This is a genomic window from uncultured Sulfitobacter sp., from assembly GCF_947497275.1.
Lineage (GTDB): Bacteria > Pseudomonadota > Alphaproteobacteria > Rhodobacterales > Rhodobacteraceae > Sulfitobacter.
Window position 1 is genome coordinate 237,162 of sequence record NZ_CANMFS010000003.1, and the last position, 19,782, is coordinate 256,943.

General features: G+C 59.7%; 20 protein-coding genes. 2 read left to right on the forward strand and 18 right to left on the reverse strand.

Annotated features, from left to right (window positions below; translation table 11 throughout):
* Nucleotides 1-100: 100 nt before the first annotated feature.
* The 7 genes from Q1A06_RS07920 to Q1A06_RS07950 all read right to left on the reverse strand — a co-directional run bounded on the left by Q1A06_RS07920 (nucleotide 101) and on the right by Q1A06_RS07950 (nucleotide 6,198).
* Entirely contained in the window at nucleotides 101-2,146 is a 2,046-nt protein-coding gene (locus Q1A06_RS07920) for an acetyl/propionyl/methylcrotonyl-CoA carboxylase subunit alpha (RefSeq protein ID WP_299561248.1), read from the reverse strand.
* Nucleotides 2,147-2,259: 113 nt separating this feature from the next.
* Nucleotides 2,260-2,466, reverse strand: a complete 207-nt coding sequence (locus Q1A06_RS07925) for a hypothetical protein (RefSeq protein ID WP_299561252.1) — start codon at nucleotides 2,464-2,466, stop codon at nucleotides 2,260-2,262.
* Between the two features lie 301 nt (nucleotides 2,467-2,767).
* The gene (locus Q1A06_RS07930) at nucleotides 2,768-3,124 is read right to left on the reverse strand and encodes a hypothetical protein (RefSeq protein ID WP_299562036.1); all 357 of its coding nucleotides are present in this window, start codon (nucleotides 3,122-3,124) and stop codon (nucleotides 2,768-2,770) included.
* 78 nt (nucleotides 3,125-3,202) lie between these two features.
* The gene (locus Q1A06_RS07935) at nucleotides 3,203-3,349 is read right to left on the reverse strand and encodes a hypothetical protein (protein WP_299561255.1); all 147 of its coding nucleotides are present in this window, start codon (nucleotides 3,347-3,349) and stop codon (nucleotides 3,203-3,205) included.
* A 214-nt stretch (nucleotides 3,350-3,563) separates the two neighbouring features.
* On the reverse strand, nucleotides 3,564-3,956 hold the full coding sequence (locus Q1A06_RS07940; protein WP_299561258.1) for a DUF6497 family protein: 393 nt from the start codon (nucleotides 3,954-3,956) through the stop codon (nucleotides 3,564-3,566).
* A 316-nt stretch (nucleotides 3,957-4,272) separates the two neighbouring features.
* The gene (locus Q1A06_RS07945) at nucleotides 4,273-4,536 is read right to left on the reverse strand and encodes a Rho termination factor (protein ID WP_299561261.1); all 264 of its coding nucleotides are present in this window, start codon (nucleotides 4,534-4,536) and stop codon (nucleotides 4,273-4,275) included.
* 129 nt (nucleotides 4,537-4,665) lie between these two features.
* Entirely contained in the window at nucleotides 4,666-6,198 is a 1,533-nt protein-coding gene (locus Q1A06_RS07950; protein WP_299561263.1) for an acyl-CoA carboxylase subunit beta, read from the reverse strand.
* Between the two features lie 498 nt (nucleotides 6,199-6,696).
* Here Q1A06_RS07950 and Q1A06_RS07955 point away from each other — a divergent pair, with 498 nt between their 5' ends.
* Nucleotides 6,697-8,097, forward strand: coding sequence for a helix-turn-helix transcriptional regulator (locus Q1A06_RS07955; RefSeq protein ID WP_299561266.1), 1,401 nt, complete (start codon nucleotides 6,697-6,699; stop codon nucleotides 8,095-8,097).
* On the opposite strand, the gene Q1A06_RS07960 is transcribed toward Q1A06_RS07955, so the two are convergent.
* From Q1A06_RS07960 to Q1A06_RS08000, 9 genes are all read right to left on the reverse strand, one after another.
* Nucleotides 8,094-8,744: a thermonuclease family protein gene (locus Q1A06_RS07960; RefSeq protein WP_299561269.1), complete on the reverse strand. Its 651-nt coding sequence runs from the start codon at nucleotides 8,742-8,744 to the stop codon at nucleotides 8,094-8,096. The genes Q1A06_RS07955 and Q1A06_RS07960 overlap by 4 nt on opposite strands.
* Before the next feature lie 153 nt (nucleotides 8,745-8,897).
* Complete coding sequence (gene betA, locus Q1A06_RS07965; RefSeq protein ID WP_299561272.1) at nucleotides 8,898-10,556, reverse strand: choline dehydrogenase; 1,659 nt, start codon at nucleotides 10,554-10,556, stop codon at nucleotides 8,898-8,900.
* Nucleotides 10,556-10,807, reverse strand: coding sequence for a DUF6552 family protein (locus Q1A06_RS07970; protein ID WP_299561275.1), 252 nt, complete (start codon nucleotides 10,805-10,807; stop codon nucleotides 10,556-10,558). Before Q1A06_RS07970 ends, betA begins: the two co-directional genes overlap by 1 nt.
* Complete coding sequence (betB, locus tag Q1A06_RS07975; RefSeq protein ID WP_299561278.1) at nucleotides 10,807-12,258, reverse strand: betaine-aldehyde dehydrogenase; 1,452 nt, start codon at nucleotides 12,256-12,258, stop codon at nucleotides 10,807-10,809. Before betB ends, Q1A06_RS07970 begins: the two co-directional genes overlap by 1 nt.
* A 66-nt stretch (nucleotides 12,259-12,324) precedes the next feature.
* A complete protein-coding gene (locus Q1A06_RS07980) occupies nucleotides 12,325-13,506 on the reverse strand; it encodes a BCCT family transporter (protein ID WP_299561281.1) in 1,182 nt (393 codons plus the stop codon).
* Nucleotides 13,507-13,581: 75 nt separating this feature from the next.
* Nucleotides 13,582-15,090, reverse strand: coding sequence for a choline-sulfatase (gene betC / locus Q1A06_RS07985; RefSeq protein WP_299561284.1), 1,509 nt, complete (start codon nucleotides 15,088-15,090; stop codon nucleotides 13,582-13,584).
* Nucleotides 15,087-15,662 carry a transcriptional regulator BetI gene (betI, locus tag Q1A06_RS07990; protein ID WP_299562039.1) on the reverse strand — a complete coding sequence of 192 codons (576 nt, stop codon included), beginning with the start codon at nucleotides 15,660-15,662 and terminating at the stop codon, nucleotides 15,087-15,089. The genes betC and betI overlap by 4 nt, the downstream gene beginning before the upstream one ends.
* A gap of 70 nt (nucleotides 15,663-15,732) precedes the next feature.
* Entirely contained in the window at nucleotides 15,733-16,635 is a 903-nt protein-coding gene (locus Q1A06_RS07995; protein ID WP_299561287.1) for a DMT family transporter, read from the reverse strand.
* 39 nt (nucleotides 16,636-16,674) lie between these two features.
* Nucleotides 16,675-17,274 carry a LysE/ArgO family amino acid transporter gene (locus tag Q1A06_RS08000; RefSeq protein ID WP_299561290.1) on the reverse strand — a complete coding sequence of 200 codons (600 nt, stop codon included), beginning with the start codon at nucleotides 17,272-17,274 and terminating at the stop codon, nucleotides 16,675-16,677.
* Nucleotides 17,275-17,572: 298 nt separating this feature from the next.
* Between Q1A06_RS08000 and Q1A06_RS08005 the strand changes: the two genes are divergently transcribed.
* Entirely contained in the window at nucleotides 17,573-17,884 is a 312-nt protein-coding gene (locus tag Q1A06_RS08005) for a hypothetical protein (protein WP_299561293.1), read from the forward strand.
* Between the two features lie 212 nt (nucleotides 17,885-18,096).
* Here Q1A06_RS08005 and Q1A06_RS08010 read toward each other — a convergent pair whose 3' ends face one another.
* Together Q1A06_RS08010 and Q1A06_RS08015 are read right to left on the reverse strand one after the other, a co-directional pair.
* Complete coding sequence (locus Q1A06_RS08010) at nucleotides 18,097-18,828, reverse strand: phosphatase PAP2 family protein (protein WP_299561296.1); 732 nt, start codon at nucleotides 18,826-18,828, stop codon at nucleotides 18,097-18,099.
* A gap of 188 nt (nucleotides 18,829-19,016) precedes the next feature.
* The gene (locus Q1A06_RS08015) at nucleotides 19,017-19,760 is read right to left on the reverse strand and encodes a YebC/PmpR family DNA-binding transcriptional regulator (RefSeq protein ID WP_299561299.1); all 744 of its coding nucleotides are present in this window, start codon (nucleotides 19,758-19,760) and stop codon (nucleotides 19,017-19,019) included.
* Between the last annotated feature and the right edge of the window lie 22 nt (nucleotides 19,761-19,782).

The following is a 19,782-nucleotide window of genomic DNA, read 5'->3' on the forward strand; positions in this document are numbered from 1 at the left end:
ATGGTGAAACGGTGCACCATCCTTTCCGTTCCGGGTCCCGATACGCGACCGGGTGCATGGCAGCTCGTGCCGTCATCTGGAGACGCGGTTTCGCCAAGACCTATTCGAACTCCATGATCACTTCGTCAACGGCAAGGCTGTCACCCGCGCTTGCGTTGATCTTGGAGACGATCCCTTTCTTCTCCGCCCGTAGGATATTCTCCATCTTCATCGCTTCGATCGTACACAACGGCTGGCCGTCCTGTATCTCGTCACCGACTTCGACGTTCAGCTTGACCACCAGTCCGGGCATCGGGCACAGCAACAGCTTCGACGTATCGGGCGGCAGTTTTTCGGGCATCTTGCGCGCCAGTTCCGCCTGAATCGGGGTGCGGACATGCACCTTGAGATCGGCGCCACGGGTGCGGATCCGGAAACCGCCGGAGATCTTGCCAACCTTAAGCACGAGCGGCGCATCGGACACCGTCATCGTCGCCAATTGGTCTCCCGGCGCCCAGTCGCCCGCGACGCGCAGCGTTTCCCCATCGTCAAAGGTCACGGACGCACCGGCAACATCCGCGTCGATCTTTACGTCGAAGCTTTTACCCTGCAGGGCGACGTTCCAGTCACTACCGACCTTGCGCTCGTGGTTGTCCATGCGCCCGGAGATGCGCGCGCGTCGGATTTCTCCCATGCGGTTCATCGCCGCGGTGGCCGCCGCGATCCGGCGCAACTCGCCCTCGCCCAGGGTCACGCCTTCGAACCCGTCGGGGTATTCCTCCGCAATGAACGCAGTCGTCATTTCGCCGGAAATGAATTTGGGATGATCCATCACGGCACTGAGAAATGGCAGGTTATGTCCGATGCCTTCGACTTCGAAACTGTCCAAGGCGACACGCATCCGCTCGATCGCCTCGTCACGTGTCGGAGCCCATGTGCACAGCTTTGCAATCATCGGATCGTAATACATCGAAATCTCGCCGCCCTCGTAGACGCCGGTATCGTTGCGCACCGCCGTCGTTCCGCTTGGCGCGTCATCCTGCCACTTGTCGTTCTCAAGCAGCGGTCCGGCGGCGATTTCGGCAGGCGGGCGATAGCGCGTCAGACGCCCGATCGAGGGCAGGAATCCGCGATAGGGGTCCTCGGCATAAAGCCGGTTCTCGATGGCCCAGCCTGTCAGCGTGATGTCATTCTGGCCGATGCTCAAAGGCTCGCCGTTGGCGACACGGATCATCTGCTCGACCAGATCGACGCCGGTGATCAGCTCCGTTACCGGATGCTCCACTTGCAGACGCGTGTTCATTTCGAGGAAATAGAAGTTTTTCTCGCCGTCGACGATGAATTCGACCGTCCCCGCCGAGGTATAGCCGACAGCCTGCGCAAGCGCGACCGCCTGCTCGCCCATCGCCTTGCGCGTGGCCTCGTCCAAAAAGGGCGACGGCGCTTCTTCGACGACCTTCTGATTGCGCCGCTGGATCGAGCATTCGCGCTCGCCCAGATAGATCCCGTTGCCATGCGCATCACAAAGAACCTGAATTTCGATATGGCGTGGCTGGGTCACGAATTTCTCAATGAAAATGCGGTCATCACCAAAGGAATTTGCAGCTTCGTTCTTGGACGACTGAAAGCCTTCGCGCGCCTCCTCGTCATTCCATGCAATGCGCATACCCTTGCCACCGCCGCCTGCCGACGCCTTGAGCATGACCGGATATCCGACGTCGTTCGAGATTTTCACCGCTTCATCCGCGTCGGCGATCAATCCCATATAACCGGGAACCGTGGACACGCCGGCTTCCTGCGCGATTTTCTTGGAGGTAATCTTGTCCCCCATTTTCTCGATGGCACCCACCGGTGGCCCGACGAACGCGACGCAGGCCGCCGAGAGCGCCTCGGCGAATTTTGAGTTTTCCGACAGAAAACCATAGCCGGGATGCACCGCTTCCGCGCCGGAAGATTTAACCGCCTCCATTACCTTGTCGATGACGATGTACGACTGATTGGCAGGCGGAGGACCGATATGAACAGCTTCGTCCGCCATCTGCACGTGCAGCGCCTGTTTGTCGGCGTCCGAATAGATTGCGACGGTCTGGATGCCCATCTTGCGCGCTGTCTTGATGACACGGCAGGCAATCTCGCCGCGGTTGGCGATCAGGATCTTATTGAACATTGGCAGGTCCCTTTTGAAGTGGTGTATTGTTAAAACGAAGAAAACCACGCAAGGCATGTTGGCCCGCGTGGTTTTCCAGTGATCGAAGGGCAGCTTTGCCGCCCGAAAAGATATCAGTCGCAGTCAGCGATGTCTGTTTGGCACGCAACAACGTTTGCGCCCGCTCCGATTGCCGCCCCTTGGCCGATGCTGCCGCCTGTGGCGGCCGCTGCACCAGCGCCGACGACACCGCCGCCCAGCGCCTGTTCGCCGATGCTGTCGCCGCAGGCTGCAAGCGTCGCGCAGGCCACTGTAACCAATGCAATTTTCTGAATAAACATTCCAATTTCCTTTCTTCCACGGGTTTCGTCGGCCCAACGCGGACAACGCTAAATCGTTCCCGCACCCCAAATGACTGAAGGTCGCGGCACAACGAAAAAACCACGGACAGCAAGCGATTGGGACATTGCTGCTGCCCGTGTAGGGAAGAGGTTTTGGTATGAGGCGAGCGACATGTGCGGCTGGAGACCGCATGTCTCGCACCAATGACATTGGCTTTGGCGGACACCACGGTATAGCCTGTGGTTGAAAACAGCGCGTTTTCGGCCAAGGCACGCCGAAATTCCTGAACCTTGCGCGACATCATGCCGATCCGTCCTCGAAAACGTCCGGGAACGACAGCCGTGCCGTGCGCGCGTCAATGACGAGCATCGCTTCGTAATCCGATGGATCAAACGGGTCGGTAGCGGGCAAGACTTCCCGTCCGAAAAGCCAAGACAGCCGACCGACGTCCAGATTGCCACGCTCGAACGGTTCCTCCCCGAAGTGTTCCCAGAGCGCTTTCATGAACGCTTCATCCGCGCGTTTGTCCGGCGCGCGCCGATCGGGTCGCCGTTCGCGCCGGGTAAGCTCAGTAGCGCCTTTAGGGTTGGCACGACGCAGAGTGAATTGGAAATCCGTTCCCGGCAAACGTCCGGGGAAACCGCGGTGCTTGAGCATGTACGCTAGTGCCATGGGATGCCCCCCACGGCGAGGGTCGAGGTCAGAGCGGGCGAAACCGCCCGCTCTGTCGATGCGTTATTTGTATTTGCCCGTGTACACCGGCTCTTGGGTGATGGGTTCGGGCTCAATAACCACAAATTCTTCGACCTGCTGCTCTTTTGCACAGGCGGCAACTGCGGCGATGAGGCCGAATGCTGCCAAAAGTTTGATGCTCTTCGACATCTGTATCTCCTGTTTGATGTTATACGGGACAAACGTATCTTTCCTGTCGTTTGTTCCGCGTTGAATGAAAGCGCCACCGAGGTACCGCCCGATCCCATACTAACGCAGCAATGATGCGGTGGATATGCGGCCAGATCAGCACAGCGGATCTGTGACGCTAAAGCCGCAAATCCACCCCGATCCCGACGATAGTCCCCAAGATATTGTGCGCACATCAGAAATCGTCCCAGATACAGACACCGTTTTCGGTGCGAAATGATTCAAAATACTGTGTGGCGTCCGGATCGGGCTGACCGAATTCGGTGATCCGGTCCATCATTGAAATGACGATCTTGTCCGCCGCCAACGCGTATTCGTCCATGTAAGGCAATACAAACGTATCGCACAGATGCAACATATCGTCGCCCGCAAGGTCGAACGGTATCTGTGTCTCGCCCCGTGCGATCTGCGGCGCAAGAAACCGGAAACGCAGCCATGTCTTATCTCCCTGCGCGTCGACCAACACCTCGTGCAACGAGATTTTCTGCCCCGATGGCACCTCTGTGCCGGAGGCGGGGCCTGACAGGACGAGAATGGCAATCAAGGAGAATCTGAGCAGAACCTTCACGGCGCATCCTCTTCCTGCAATGCGAACGTCGACGGGCACGTGAGCCTGATCAGTTGCAAATCATCGGAGCGCCCCGCCCAAAGGCCTGCGTTATGGGCGGGGCGCGATACGCATGGGCCACTGCGCAACACCTCGCCGTCCGGACACGCGTGTTCCGGAGCTGCGCGGATCACTTGCCACGCAATTGCAGCCCCGTTGCGTTGCCGACGGCACTCGAAACGCGGGCGAAGGCCATGCCTTTCGACTGCAGCGGTGTCCGCATGGCGCACCTCGTAGGCTGACTGCAACAATACGCCCATGGCGTCTCTGCGCAAAGTCAGCTGTCGCGCAGCGCCTCGATCAGCGCGGCCTTGTCCATGTCGGACCGGCCCTCGATTTCCAGTTCCTGCGCCCGGTCGTAAAGCTCGTCTTTCGTCCACTCCTCGTAGGGCGGCTGGCTGCCCCCCTTTGCCGAGGGCGACTGGTCGTCGTTCGCCTGTGCATTGGCGATCCGCGCGGCTTTTTGCTTCGATGCGCCGTCCTCGCGCAGCGCCTCGTAGGTTTCGTCGTCCTTGATGGATGATCCGTGGTCCTTGGTCATAGCATTCTCCTTTCGGAGAAAACTCTGGCCCGTGGCGGATGGTTCCGGCACCCGAAGGTGCCGCGATCCCATTGCCGCGAGCGCGGCGCATTACGCCGTATGTAAGTGTCGGACCGGTCATCTGATAACCTACAGCGGAATGTTGTCGTGCTTTTTCCAGGGCATGCTGGCCTTTTTGTTGCGCAGCGACGCAAAGGCGCGCGCCACTCTCTTGCGCGTCGAATGCGGCTGGATCACCTCGTCGATGAACCCGCGTTCGGCGGCAACAAAGGGGTTGGCAAAGCGTTCTTCATAGTCCGCTGCGTGCTTTGCAATCTTGTCTGGATCTTTCAGGTCGGCGCGGTGGATGATCTCGGTCGCGCCCTTGGCCCCCATCACGGCAATCTCCGCCGTCGGCCACGCATAATTAAAATCCGAGCGCAGATGTTTGGACGCCATCACGTCGTATGCCCCGCCGTATGCCTTGCGGGTGATAACTGTCACCATCGGCACTGTCGCTTGGCCGTAAGCAAACAACAGCTTTGCCCCGTGTTTGATCACACCGCCAAATTCCTGCCCCGTGCCTGGCAGGAATCCCGGGACGTCAACCAGGGTAAGGATCGGGATCTCGAATGCATCACAAAACCGCACGAACCGCGCCGCCTTGCGCGCGCTGTCGATGTCGAGACACCCGGCCAACACCATCGGCTGGTTTGCCACGACACCAACGGTGCGGCCTTCCAAGCGGATGAAACCGGTGATGATATTCTTGGCGAACTCTTCCTGTATCTCGTAGAAATCCCCCTCGTCCGCCAGCTTGAGGATAAGCTCTTTCATATCGTAGGGAGAGTTTGCGTTTTCCGGGATCAACGTGTCGAGCGACGCTTCTATCCGGTCGGGAGAATCAAAGAACGGGCGCACCGGCGGCTTCTCACGGTTGTTCGCCGGCAGGAAATCTACAAGACGGCGGACTTCGGCCATTGCCTCCACATCGTTGTCGAACGCGCCGTCCGCAACGGAGGATTTGCGCGTGTGCGTCACGGCACCGCCAAGCTCTTCGGCAGTGACCTGTTCGTTGGTGACGGTTTTCACCACGTCGGGGCCGGTCACGAACATGTACGAGCTGTCTTTGACCATGAAGATAAAATCGGTCATCGCGGGCGAATAGACGGCACCGCCGGCGCAGGGGCCCATGATGACGCTGATTTGCGGAATTACACCGGAAGCTTCGATATTACGCTGGAACACTTCGGCGTAGCCCGCGAGGCTGGCCACGCCTTCCTGAATACGCGCCCCACCCGAATCGTTGATGCCGATGACAGGCGCGCCGTTCTGGATCGCCATATCCTGGATCTTGCAGATCTTCTGGGCGTGGGTTTCCGAAAGCGAGCCGCCGAAAACGGTGAAATCTTGCGAAAACAGATAGACGAGACGCCCATTGATCGTACCCCATCCCGTGACCACGCCATCGCCTGCGGGCTTTTGCTGCTCCATCCCGAAGTCGGTGCAGCGGTGAGTAACGAACATGTCGAATTCCTCGAACGACCCCTCGTCGAGCAACAGGTCGATGCGTTCGCGGGCGGTCAGCTTGCCGCGCGCGTGTTGGGCCTCGATACGTTTCTGGCCACCGCCAAGGCGCGCTTCGGCGCGGCGGTCTTCGAGTTGTTGCAGGATGTCTTTCATGGCGGGGCTCCTCCCATCGAAGTGTTGCGCGCATGTGTAGCTGACCCGTGTTCCAACACAAAGGGGCAATCGGCAAATTTGCAAATTGTATTCAGAGCGATGCCTGCTAATCGCAAATGTGCAAATACTCTGGTCACGCGGTGCGAAAAGCACGTTAAAACCGCAGCCGTCCTAGCAGTCCTGTACATACGCAATCAGCACACGAGACCTGCATCGTTTTAGCCTTGGCGACCGAACCTCCCGGTCACGCGCATCGAGCCTCGTTCTGCCCAACGTTTTTACGGCTCACCGACCAAGATGACAAACATACTGTTGCCAACCCTGCCCGGCATGCCTGAACACCTCGGCCCGGATTACAGCGTCATACTCCCGCTCGTCAGGTACATCCAATCCACCTTGGTCAAGCTGTTCCGGACACCCCGCCTGTCCCGGACGCTCTTGCACCCCAAGCTTTGCAAAGCTACCTTGGGCTGCGTGCAAATATGCAAAGGGCGCGGGATGGCCATTCAGAAACTCTATGCAGGGGCAAAGCTGCGTGAAGTACGCACGCGGATCGGCTTGACGCAAAAGGACTTTGCAGCGCGGTTGGGTGTTTCGTTACCCTACCTGAACCAGATGGAAAACAACAACCGGCCCGTGTCGACGACGGTCGTGTTGGCGCTGGCGTCCGAATTCAGTCTGGATGTCACCGAATTGGGGGCCGGCGACAGCGAGCGTCTGGTCAGCGACATGCGCGAGGCCCTCGCCGATCCGGTGTTTGCCGGCAATATGCCCCCGGTTGCGGACCTGCGCCTTACCGCATCCAACGCCCCCGGCCTCGCGCGCGCCTTCATCGCGCTGCACCAGGGCTACCGCCAAGCGCACGAACGCCTCGCCTCGTTGGACGAGGCCCTGGGGCGCGAAGATTCGCGCGCTACTCCCAGCCCCTGGGAGGAGGTGCGCGATTTCTTTCACTATTGCGACAACTACATCGATCCGGTCGACCGCGCGGCCGAGCATTTTGCAGCACGCGCCGCCTCACCCGCCGACCTGCGCACGACAGCGATCGCGGACCTGAGAGAGGCGAAAATTCAGGTGACGTTCAGTGACATGGACGCGCTGCGTCTGCTGGATACCGCCACCGGGGTGCTGCATATTTCGACACGTCAGTCACCGGAAACACAGACGTTCCAGATCCTTTTGCAGGTCGCCCTTACCCGGCAGAACGGCCTGCTCGAAGCCTCACTGGATCTGGCCCGTTTCAACTCTACCGCTGCCCGCGACATTGCCAAGATCGGCTTGGCGAACTACTTCGCCGGTGCGGCATTACTGCCCTATGCCGTATTTCAGCGCGAGGCAGCCGCCTGTCGGCATGATCTTGAAATCCTGGCACAGCAATTCGGTGCTTCTCTCGAGCAGGTTGCCCATCGACTATCCACGCTGCAGCGACCCGGGGCAAAGGGTTTGCCGTTTTTCTTCGTGCGCGTTGATCAGGCGGGTACGATCACCAAAAGGCACTCCGCCACGCGGCTGCAATTCGCACGGTTTGGCGGGGCCTGTCCGCTTTGGAATGTGCACCGCGCGTTTGAGACGCCGGGCCGCTTTTTGCGACAGCTGGTCGAGACGCCAGACGGCGTACGCTATATCTCGATCGCCCGCGATATTTCGAAATCTGCGGGCCGGTTCGGTGCGCCGATGCGCCGTTTCGCGATAGGTCTCGGCTGTGAAATTCGTCATGCGTCGCAACTTGTGTATGCTGATGGATTGGATACGTCCCACGACAATGCGTTCGAACCGATCGGGATCTCCTGCCGGATCTGTGCCCGCAAGGACTGTCATCAACGCTCGGTGCCGCCGCTGGAACGCCACCTTGTCGTCGATCCACATCGGCGCGACATCCTGCCATACCGCGTCGACTAGCGCCGGGCGGCGCGCCAGCCTTCCGACTCGGCCGCTGCCGCAGAGCAGAACCAACGTTCGCCCTTGCGCGCCGAAATGCGGGTGCGGTCGTAGAATGTCTGTCCCGGCATGTGGTAGATGCGCGTCCCGTCCGCACTGATGTTCCCTTTGATCACACAGTTGCCATCCGGTGGTGTGGCTTCACGACGACCGCGCGCCCGGAACGCGGCAGGGTTCTGGACCTGCACCGCATGCAGGCCCCGACGGGCCGTCGACGCCCTGCCTTCGATGGCGACATAATCGACACCGTATTTGACATAGGCAAAAGCGAAACCTTCCCGCAAGAGCCATGCACCGATGTCGCGCCCCAAGGCACGGCACTGCGCGACGGTCCGCCCGTAGCGGTCTGTATCGAGAATATCGCACGCGGCAGTTTCTCCGTCGTAGCGGTCGGCGACCACCTTGCTGATCCAGCCGCCGCAGGCCCACTGCTTGCCGCGATCCGTCGTGCACAACTGGTCGGTCTCCGGCGCATCGATGGCGTGCAGGCGCACACGAGCCTGTCCGACATCAAGCGTATCCCCGTCGACAAAACGAATCGTGCCGACCAGATCGGGCGGTGGTGCGACGGCTAAGACGCTGTAAGCAATGGAGACAAGCACAAGCACGCAAACCGACAACAGCGCAAATCTGTGGCGCGGTTGTCGGATATTTGAATGAGCGTGCACCTGTACCACCGTTCACGGATGGCGCGTATGCTCCCGAGAATCCAGACTTGATCCACAGAAAGGTTAACAAATCGTTAATTAGTTAACCCCACTCTACCGCTGTTCTGTTTCCCATTCGGGATGTACCCATGGCGTATCGTTTGCAGCTGCCAAAGGCGTCTTTTCCAGCAGGTGATCCGCCATCTTTTCGCCAACCATGATCGAGGGCGCGTTGAGGTTGCCATTGGTGATCCGTGGAAAAACCGAACTGTCGGCCACCCGCAGCCCCGCTACGCCGATCACCCTGCCCTGCGGATCGACGACCGCGCCCGGATCGTCTGCACGGCCCATCCTGCATGTGCCGCAGGGATGATAGGCGCTCTCGGCGTGTTCGCGCACAAAATCGTCGATCTGCGCGTCGCTCTGGACATCCGCGCCGGGCTGAATCTCGTGTTTGACGTAATCCTTGAAAGCGTCCTGCGCAAATATCTCGCGCGTCAGCCGCACACACCGGCGCCATTCCTGCCAGTCCTCTTCATGCGACATGTAGTTAAAGTGAATTTTCGGATCATCGGCCGGATCGCCCGAGCGCAGCGAGACACGGCCCCGCGATTTCGATCGCATCGGCCCGACATGGGCCTGAAACCCGTGCCCCTCCGCCGCCGCCTGCCCATCGTAGCGCACCGCGATCGGCAAGAAATGATACTGGATGTCGGGATAGGGCACACCGGCTCTGGAGCGGATGAAGGCAGCGCTTTCGAATTGGTTCGACGCGCCCATGCCACGCTTGAAGAAGAGCCACTGCGCTCCGATAGCGGCCTTTGAGAAGAGATTCCAGTGTCTGTAAAGTGTGATCGGCTGGCTGGAAGCCATTTGCATGTAGACCTCCAGATGGTCCTGAAGATTGCCGCCGACGCCGGGACGGTCGGCCCGCACCTCGATCCCGTGTTCCTTGAGATGCGCGGCAGGTCCGATGCCCGACAGCATCAAGAGTTTTGGCGAATTGATCGACGAGGCGGCGAGGATGACCTCGCGACGCGCGCGGATCACTTCCGTTTTGCTCCCGCGTCTGACCTCCACGCCTACGGCGCGCCCCTCATCAAACACCACCCGCTGCGCCAGCGCCTGTGTGAGGGTCACGTTGTCGCGCATCAACGCGGGCCGCAGATAGGCGTTCGCAGCGGACCAGCGCCGCCCGTTATGGACAGTCTGCTCCATCGGGCCAAAGCCTTCCTGCTTGTGGCCGTTGTAGTCATCCGTCGTCTCATAGCCGGCCTGCTTGCCCGCTTCGACGAAAGCGCGGAAAAGCGGGTTCTGTCGCGGGCCACGGCTGACGTGCAGCGGACCATCACTGCCGCGCCAATAGCTTTCACCGCCGTGACCCCCGTCGTGCCAGTTCTCCATCCTGCGGAAGTACGGCAGCACGTCGGCATAGCTCCAACCCTCAGCACCACTGTCGCGCCAGTGGTCAAAATCCATCGCGTGGCCGCGCACGTATACCATCCCATTGATCGACGACGATCCACCGATCACCTTGCCGCGTGGACAGACCAGTTTGCGCCCGCCAAGGTGCGGTTCCGGTTCGGATTTGTAGCCCCAGTCGTAGCGCCGCATGTTCATCGGGTAACTCAGCGCCGCGGGCATCTGGATGAACGGACCCACGTCGCTGCCGCCGTGTTCGATGACCAGGACAGATTTGCCCGCCTCGCCGAGACGATACGCCATCGCGCATCCGGCGCTGCCCGCGCCCACGATTACAAAATCTGCTTCCATCAGTTCGCGCCCAGATAGCCGCCCAACAGCGAGATAAAGGCCCCGAGATGGACGACCATGATCGCACGATCCTTCCACATGACCCCTACCGCGAACCACAGTGCGATTCCGGCAAAGAAGGCAAAGACATTCCAGGGCTGCCAGCCGAGGCCGGTCAGACCGTAGCCGACCAATTGCACGGCCGTCGCCACCCATTTGAGGATATCGACATGGGACAGGCGCGGTTGCGGCTTGAGTGGCATATCAGTCATCAGAAAGGTGCCTCCAGATCGCCCATGCGTACGTAGACGGATTTGAGCTGGCTATAATGCTCGATCGCGGCTTTTGAATTTTCGCGGCCCACGCCGGATGCCTTCACGCCGCCAAAGGGTGCTTCGACAGGCGCGTCGTTGTAGGTATTGATATAACAGGTGCCCGCCTCGAACCCGGCGGCGATCCGGTGCGCACGCGTGAGATTATTGGTAAAGACACCGGCGGCCAACCCGAATTCGGTCGCATTGGCGCGGGCAAGCACCTCGGTCTCGTCCTCGAAATCCAGTACCGCCATGACGGGGCCAAAAATCTCTTCGCGGGCGATCACCATGTCGTCGGTCACGTCGGCAAAGACACAGGGCTGCATATAGAAACCAGGACGATCAATCGCCTTGCCGCCATAGGCCAGACGCGCGCCCTCCGCCTCGCCCTTGGCGATGTAATCAAGCGCGATCTTCATCTGATGCTCTGACACCATCGGGCCGAAATTAGTCGTGGGGTCCATCGGATCGCCGATTACGGCCGCGTCCAGCCGCGCGGCCAGGCGGTTGAGGAATTGTTCCTTGATGTCTTTATGAACGAACACGCGGGTGCCGTTTGAGCAGACCTGGCCGGAGCTGTAGAAATTGCCCAGGATCGCACCAGAGACTGCGTTTTCGATATTGGCGTCTTCGAACACGATCATCGGGGATTTGCCGCCCAACTCCATCGTCACATGCTTCATCCCTTCGGCGGCGGCGGCATAGACCTTGCGCCCCGTCGGCACCGATCCGGTGAGCGAAACCTTGTCCACGCGGGCATCGGTGACGAGCGCGGCCCCCACCTCGCCCATGCCCTGTACAACATTGTACAGGCCCGCCGGAAGCCCTGCCTCGTGCAGGATCTCGGCGACTTTCAGAGCACTCAGCGGCGTTGTCTCGGACGGCTTGAAGACCACTGCATTGCCGCACGCCAGGGCCGGCGCGCCTTTCCAGCAGGCGATCTGCGTCGGATAATTCCATGCGCCGATCCCCACGCACACGCCCAAAGGCTCGCGGCGGGTATAGACCCAATCCTCGCCAAGCTGGATATGCTCCCCGGTCAGGGTCGCTGCCATACCGCCGAAGTATTCCAGCGCATCGGCACCGCTCGTCGCGTCGGCGACGGAGGTTTCCTGATAGGGTTTGCCGGTGTCGTAGGTTTCCAGCACCGACAGATCGTGGTTGCGGTCGCGCATGATATCGGCGGCGCGGCGCAGGATGCGACCGCGCTCGGTCCCGCTCATCGCGGCCCATGCGCCTTGTGCCCGGCGCGCGGCGTCAAGGGCGCGGTCCACGATAGCGGGCGTTGCGGCGTACACGGTCGCGATCTTTTCGCCGGTGGCGGGATAGATCACGTCGATCGGCGTACCGCTGTCGTCCTCGACATAGGCGCCGTCGATAAAGTGACTGGCTTTGGGTTGGGTTTGCATAAAACCTCTTTATTCAGACTATGGCCCCGCCCACGATGCGGACGGGACCTTGGTTTCGGGGTTGGATCAGTTGAGCGGTGCCGCTTGGCCATCCAGTTTCTTAAGCGAGTGATTGCGCCCGAAGAACATGTAGGCCAGTGCCAGCAGGTAGATTCCGATAACGACGGTACCGACCCATTGGATCTGCAACCATTGGCTTTGGAACAGCAGCGTCAGGATGAACAGACCGATAGCATTGGCAAAGACGTACTGCACCGTTCCGAACCGCTCGGCCGTCAGGTTCAGGTTGTCGGTATAAAGGCGGATCAGGCTGTCGAAGCTGTTGATCACAAAGACGATGCCGACGATGGTCATGGCCCAGTTGGGCAAGCCCGCCGTACCGATCCCGTTCAGGTGGTAGTAGTAGAGAACCGTGAACCACAGTCCCAGCGGGATGGACGGGAAGATCAACAGCGACGCAAGGAGCTGCCATGTCTTCAGACCGCTGACGAAACGGCTGACGAACTGGCCGATCATGATCGACCATGCGAACCACCAGAACAGATAGAACTCGTGATACTCGGTCAACGGCACCACGAACTTGTGGATGTTGGCAAAATAGCCGCCGATCTCACTGCCCGTGGACGCAAGATCACCGACGGACATACCCGCGTTCCACCACATGTAGGCAATCAACATGCCGAACAATACCGTTGAGCTGACCGAAAGCACCCGCACAAATTTGATGTCGGTCGAACTGAACGCCGCGATCAGGATCACGAGGAAACAGATCAGGTAGAAGACCGGCAGGATCGTCTCACCGTCGCCCACTTCTGCGATGTAATAGGGCATGTAGATCAGGAACAGCGCGCCGGTGAAGGCGCAGGTTGTGATGATGACGATATTGTTAAGGATCTTCACCGCCGGAATCTCAAAGAACTTCGTGCGCGGCTCGATCGCGCAGAAATAGAACGTCGTGAGGAAGTAGAACGCCCAGATCAGAAAGCCCCAAAAGCCGAATTCAAGCGCCAGCGGGTTGGTGAAGCCATAGGCCGGTTCGGTTGCGACATCGGCATAGAGCGGATAATCGAACGCCAGCGGAAACATGATCAGGCCCACGTCGAGGCCGGAAGTGAACAGGATTGCGATGAACACGAAAAGAGACTGCGGCTGGGTGCCCGTCAGTTCGAGATTCCAGTACCGGATCGTCGCGTAGATCACGAGCGCGAAGGCAAGGATCACCCCGAAGGAAATGATAGGTGTTAACATTGTCTGGTCCCTGTTGTTTTTATTCGAGGTGCAGTTTCGTATCGTCCGCCCTGCACCTTTGGACGGTCGCGCGCATCACTCGTCGCGCGGAAAGCGTTTGTTATCTTCGAGTACGTTGAGATCCATATGGTTGCGCATGTAGGCCTCGGATGCATCGCGCAGCGGCTGGAAATCCCACGGATAATACCCGCCCTTGCGCAATGCCTCGTAGACGACCCAACGGCGGGCCTGGCTTTTGCGTACGTCGGCATCGAACGCTTCGAGATCCCAGCGCGCCTCGGATTTGGCACGCAGTTGCGCCAATGTGCCCGCCTGGGCGGACACCTGTGCCAAATTGTTCAACTCATGCGGATCGGCGTCCAGATCGAATAGTTGATCGGGGTCGAGCGCACAGCGGTTGAACTTCCATTTACCATAGCGCAGCGACACCAGCGGCGCATAGGACGCTTCGGCCGCGTATTCCATTGCCACCGGTTCGGTCCGCTCGACGCCCTGCCCCATCGGCACAAGGGTTTGACCGGAGGTCCACTCGCCGACCTCGTCCATGCTGACCCCCGCCAGATCGCACAGCGTCGGGCAGACGTCGATGTTGCTGACAGGCGTGGTGTGCAGGCCCGGTTCCATTTGAGGCGCGGCAATCATCATCGGCACGCGCGCGGACCCTTCGAGAAAGCTCATCTTGAACCACAGTCCCCGCTCCCCCAGCATGTCACCGTGGTCGGAGACGAATACGATGATCGCCTCCTGCCGGGTGTCTTCCAGCGTTTGCAGGATCTCACCGATCTTGTCGTCGAGATAGCTGATGTTGGCGAAATAGGCGCGGCGCGCGCGTTTGATGTTGTCCTCGGTGATGTCGAACTCGCGCCAGTTGTTGGCGTCGAAAATACGCTGCGAATGCGGGTCGTGGTCCTCGTAGTCCATCGCGGGTATTTCCGGCAGCAGATGCTCGCAGTCCGCGTAGAGATCCCAGTATTTTCTGCGCGCGACGTAGGGATCGTGCGGATGGGTGAAGCTGACCGTCAGACACCACGGACGCGGATCAAGCCCCCGCGAGAGATCATAAAGCTTGCGCGTCGCCTCATAAGTCACTGCGTCGTCGTACTCCATCTGGTTGGAGATCTCCGCCACGCCCGCACCCGTGACGCTGCCCATGTTGTGATACCACCAGTCGATCCGCTCTCCCGGTTTGCGGTAGTCCGGGGTCCAGCCGAAATCGGCGGGATAGATATCGGTGGTCAGGCGCTCTTCGAAACCGTGCAGCTGGTCGGGACCGACAAAATGCATCTTGCCCGACAGGCAGGTCTGGTAGCCCGCGCGCCTCAGGTGATGCGCGTAGGTGGGGATCGAAGAGGTGAACTCGGCCGCGTTGTCGTAAACGCCTGTGGCGCTTGGCAACTGGCCCGACATGAAAGCCGCCCGCCCCGGCGCGCACAGCGGCGAGGCCGTATAGGCATTGCGAAAACGGGTCGACCGTGCGGCGAGTTTTTTCAGATTGGGTGCATGCAACCAATCGGCAGGCCCGTCGGGAAACAGGGTGCCATTGAGCTGATCGACCATGAGAACGAGTATATTCGGGTGGCTCATGCCGCCTCCTTCAGGATCAGATCAAGCGTGTCGAGCGCGCTTTGCTTGGCCATCTCGGTCGAGCCGTCCTCGGACAGCGCCGCCCGAAGATAAAGGCCGTCGATGAGCGCCGCGAGCGTTTCCGCGTGCTGCGTCGGGCGCGCAGTGAGCGGACGCAGCGCGTGCACGAGATTTGACCGAAGGCGCCGGTGGTACACCGACAGCAACTGTCGCGTTTCCGGATTGGTGTTGGCCGAAGCATAAAGCGTCATCCACGCCGCCACGGTCGCGGGCTCGAAGAATGGATCGGCAAAGCTGGTGGTGATGATCGCGTCCGCACGGGCGCGCGGACCGTCCGTCTGAGCCAGCGCGCGCCGGATCTCCACGCCGTACTGGCCAAGAATATGGCGCATCGCGGCAAGAAATATCTGCGTCTTGCCGCCGAAGTAATGATGCGCCAGCGCGGAAGACATCCCCGCCGTTCTGGCAATCTGCCCCACCGTCACGTCAAGCGATTGCGCGCGCCCGATCTCGTGGATCGTCGCCTTGACCAGGGCCGCGCGGCGCAGGGGTTCCATTCCGACTTTCGGCATTAGAATCGACATATTTTCATCATGCCCGCGAACGTGACGGTTTTATATTGATCCGTCAATCAACAAAAAATCAGGTCTTTGTCGCATGAGACACCGGAGTTACCGTACGCTTCAGCATCGCCTCGCGCCAGGTGATGAAGGTGACCGATCCCAGAATGACGAAACCGCCCAGAACGACCCAGATATCAATCGGTTCCGAAAACCAAACAGCGCCCAGCGCGGTGGCCCAGATCAGCTGCAGGAACGTCACCGGCTGGGTGACTGTTACAGGCGCTGCGGCGAAGGCCAGCGTCATCGTATAGTGTCCGGCCGTCGCAAAGGCAGCGACGGCGAATAGAAACCCAAGCTCGCGCGGTGTGGGGGTGATCCAGTTCGCGACGGCGAACGGAAACAGGCCAATCGTCACAAAGACCGACAGCATCGCGACAATCACAAATGGCTTGACCTCATCCGTCAGTATTTTGGCGACAAGATAGCTGCCGGCAAACACGACCGCCGCGAAAACCATTCCCAGATGCCCGGTGCTGACTTCGCGAAAGCCGGGACGCAGGATAATCGCGGCACCGACCAACCCCAGCACAACTGCCACGATCCGGCGCAGCGCCAACCGTTCTCCGAGAAACAGCGCGGCGCCTACAGTGACGTAGATAGGTGCGAGGTAATTCAGTGCCGTGACATCCGCGATGGGAATCCGGACCATCGCGTAGAACCACATCATCACTCCAACCGAATGGCAAAGCCCGCGCAGCGAAAACAGCGCCCACTGCCGGCGGGTCAGATTTGCGTCCTGAATCGCCTTGAGCGATGGGAGCAGAAACAGCAGACCCATCGCATAGCGCAAGAAGGCAGCTTCGCCGGAAGGAATGCGCGGGCCCATCGTTTTCACCGGCGCCGTGACCATGAGAAAACACAGACCGGTGATGAACATCCAGAAGATACCGGTGAGCGGGCGTTGGGGAGGACGGGAATTCATGGAGGATGATGATCGCACCTTAAGAGCGGGTGCAAGCACTTAGTGGACAATAAGGCTCGCCGCAATCGCCCACATGATCAGCGCGATGATCCCATCGAGTATTCGCCAGCTGACCGGGCGCGCGAATACCGGCTGCAACAGCCGCGCCCCATACCCCAAGGCAAAGAAGAAAACGAAGCTTGCCGTCACCGCGCCAATCCCGAACAGAAGCCGGTCCGGGTATTGCGCCGAGATGGATCCGATCAGCACAAGTGTATCGAGATAGACATGCGGATTGAGCCACGTCAACGCGAGCAATGTCAGCAGCGTCTTGTGCAGGCTGCGCGCGGGCGCGCCCGCTGGGTCCATCACCGCACCGCCGCGCCACGCGCTCAGCGCATTCTGCGTGCCGTAGACCAGCAAAAACGCAGCACCGCCGTACCGCATCACCGTCTCCAGCCACGGCACCGCTTCCGCCAGTGTGCCGAAACCGGCGACACCTGCAGAGATCAGCAACGCATCCGAGGCGGCACAGGTCAGACAGACCCAGAAAACGTGTTCTCGGCGCACGCCCTGTCGCAATACGAACGCATTTTGCGCACCGATAGCAAGGATCAAGGAGAGGCTGAGCAGAAAACCGGGGATGAGGGACGTGGTCACGGCGCGCGGCTCCTGTTGTGCGGAAACCTGTCACCCTGCCTCGAGGGGGATCGCAAAGGCAGCGCGTGGTCGTCGGCAGTGGGCATCGCTATACCGTCCGGGTCGTCGAATTGAAAGCCTCGCCCGCGCCTCCGACGGAACGCAGGTGCCGGCGAAATGAGAAAATATTTCAGATATTTCCGGCGCATTCACGCTTTTGTCAGGTAAATTCAGCGGATCACATGAAACTGAACGACTGCCTCTTCCGTATCTACTTGTGAATGACTAATTGAGCATCTCGTCACCAAGGAAATTTTTCATGTTCGAAACGAAACAGAAGCTGGAAATCAGCCGCACCGAGATTGAGTTGATCGAGAAGGCTTTGCAGACGCAGTCCAAGATATTGCGTGTGGAGGCCGGCGCAGGCGGCGCCGAGGCGACCGACCGTCTTAACGAGATCAAGCGCGTGCTGGCCAAGATCACCGCGCAGCGTGGTGATCGTTCCCCCCGCCGCCAACGCAGCGGTGGCTTTGCGGGGTTGCTGCGGATGATGGGCAAGCCAGCCGAAACCAGCGGCCTCGCGTCCGAACGTGATTCCGCCCAGTCATTGCGATGCGGATCACACGGTTGATCTGAGGCAGGCTGGATAGCGGAGAATCAAACCTTCGAAGTGACGCGCGCGCCTTCGCACTGAAAAAGCCATGCAATCTGTGTTGTTGCCTGCGTTTCGGGGCGGGGGCGGTTCGGCAATTTCAACTTGGAACCTGACATTTGAACTGGTGCGCGAAAACCGGGTACGCAATCGGTCCGGTGGTGCGCTGATCCGGTCGCATACGCCTTTGGTCAGCTCGCTTTTTCATTCGCACCCATTTCGATATGTCCGCGCGCCGCCAGGTGGCGGGCGACAAATAGGCAAACCATTGCCCAGGCGCCCCCCGCAAGCCAGCCTGCCGCAACATCCGTCGGCCAGTGCACGCCCATGTAGACCCTGCTGATTCCTACGAAAAAGGTCAGCGTCACTGCGACGCTCAAAATATAGATTTTCAAAGCAAGGCGCGGCTGCAGTCGGGCCAGAAGAACTCCGAGCGTGAGATAGGCAACGGCAGCCATCATCGAATGGCCCGACGGAAAGCTGGCCGTGTGCACGATTGATCCATGCGGAACGAGTTCAGGTCGCGGCCGGTCAAAGAACTCCTTGGCGACGCCGCTGATCAAGATGCCGCCGCCAACGGTCGTCAGGATATAGAGCATCGTCGGCCACTGGTGTCTCAGCAAAAAGTAAACCGAAACGACGACAGTAGTCATCGTCAGAACTGCGGTCCCCCCCAACGCAGTGAAGTCGCGGCCCATTTCCTCCAGCCAATCGGGGCCGATGGGATCCGACAAATCGCCGGAGGTGCGCAGAAACAGAAGGATACTTTCATCCAGGGTCCGGGTGGATCCATCGACCACTTCATCAGTCAGCTCGGCAAGTGCCCAGACTGCACAGACGATAATACCCAGTATTGCCAGCGATGCCGTTTCGAAATTGCGGCGTATCCAACGAAGCAGTGGGATGATCTTTCTATATGGCATCCGAACAATCCTCTATGAGCATGGACCATTGGGAGGGCACATACCCGGCCGGGTCCCGATGGCAGCTGTATACACCCTGACCGGAAAGGAGTGGGATGCTGACCATTCTTTTCACCCGACCCTCAGATCCAAGAGGATTCTCGGCGTCGTAGCTTTGCGCTCCGGCATGTCGTGAAAATGCAGGGTCGCTATTCGAGCTGTTCCATAACCTCGTCGGAGGCTTCGAAATTGGCGGTAACCCGTTGTACGTCGTCATCATCCTCCAAAGCGTCGATCAGCTTCATCAACTTCTGCATGCTTTCCAGATCCATCTCGGTGGTCGTCGTGGGACGCCAGATCAGTTTTGTGCTGTCGGATTCACCAAGTTCGGCCTCGAGCGCGGACGAGACCTCGTTGAGGTCGGTATCCGCGCAATAGATCACATGCCCGTCCTCGGAGCTTTCAGCGTCTTCGGCACCCGCCTCGATCGCGGCCATCATCACCGTGTCGGCATCGCCCACGTCCGCGGGATAGGTCACTTCGCCCTTACGCTCGAACATGAAACCGACCGATCCTGTCTCGCCCAGGTTTCCGCCGTTCTTGGTAAAGGTTGAGCGCACGGTGGAGGCTGTGCGGTTGCGGTTATCGGTCATCGTCTCGACGATCACGGCGACGCCGTTGGGACCATAACCCTCATAGCGGATCTCTTCGTAATCCTCCGCGTCGCCTCCCGTCGCTTTCTTGATCGCGCGGTCGATGTTGTCTTTCGGCATCGACGCCTGCTTGGCCTCTTTGACGGCAAGACGCAGCCGCGGGTTCTTGTCGGGATCGGGATCGCCCATCTTGGCCGCGACGGTGATCTCCTTGGAGAACTTCGAAAACAGTTTCGAGCGCAGCTTGTCCTGGCGCCCTTTGCGGTGCTGGATGTTTGCCCATTTGGAATGGCCGGCCATGTCTGTTCTCCGTCGAAAAAGT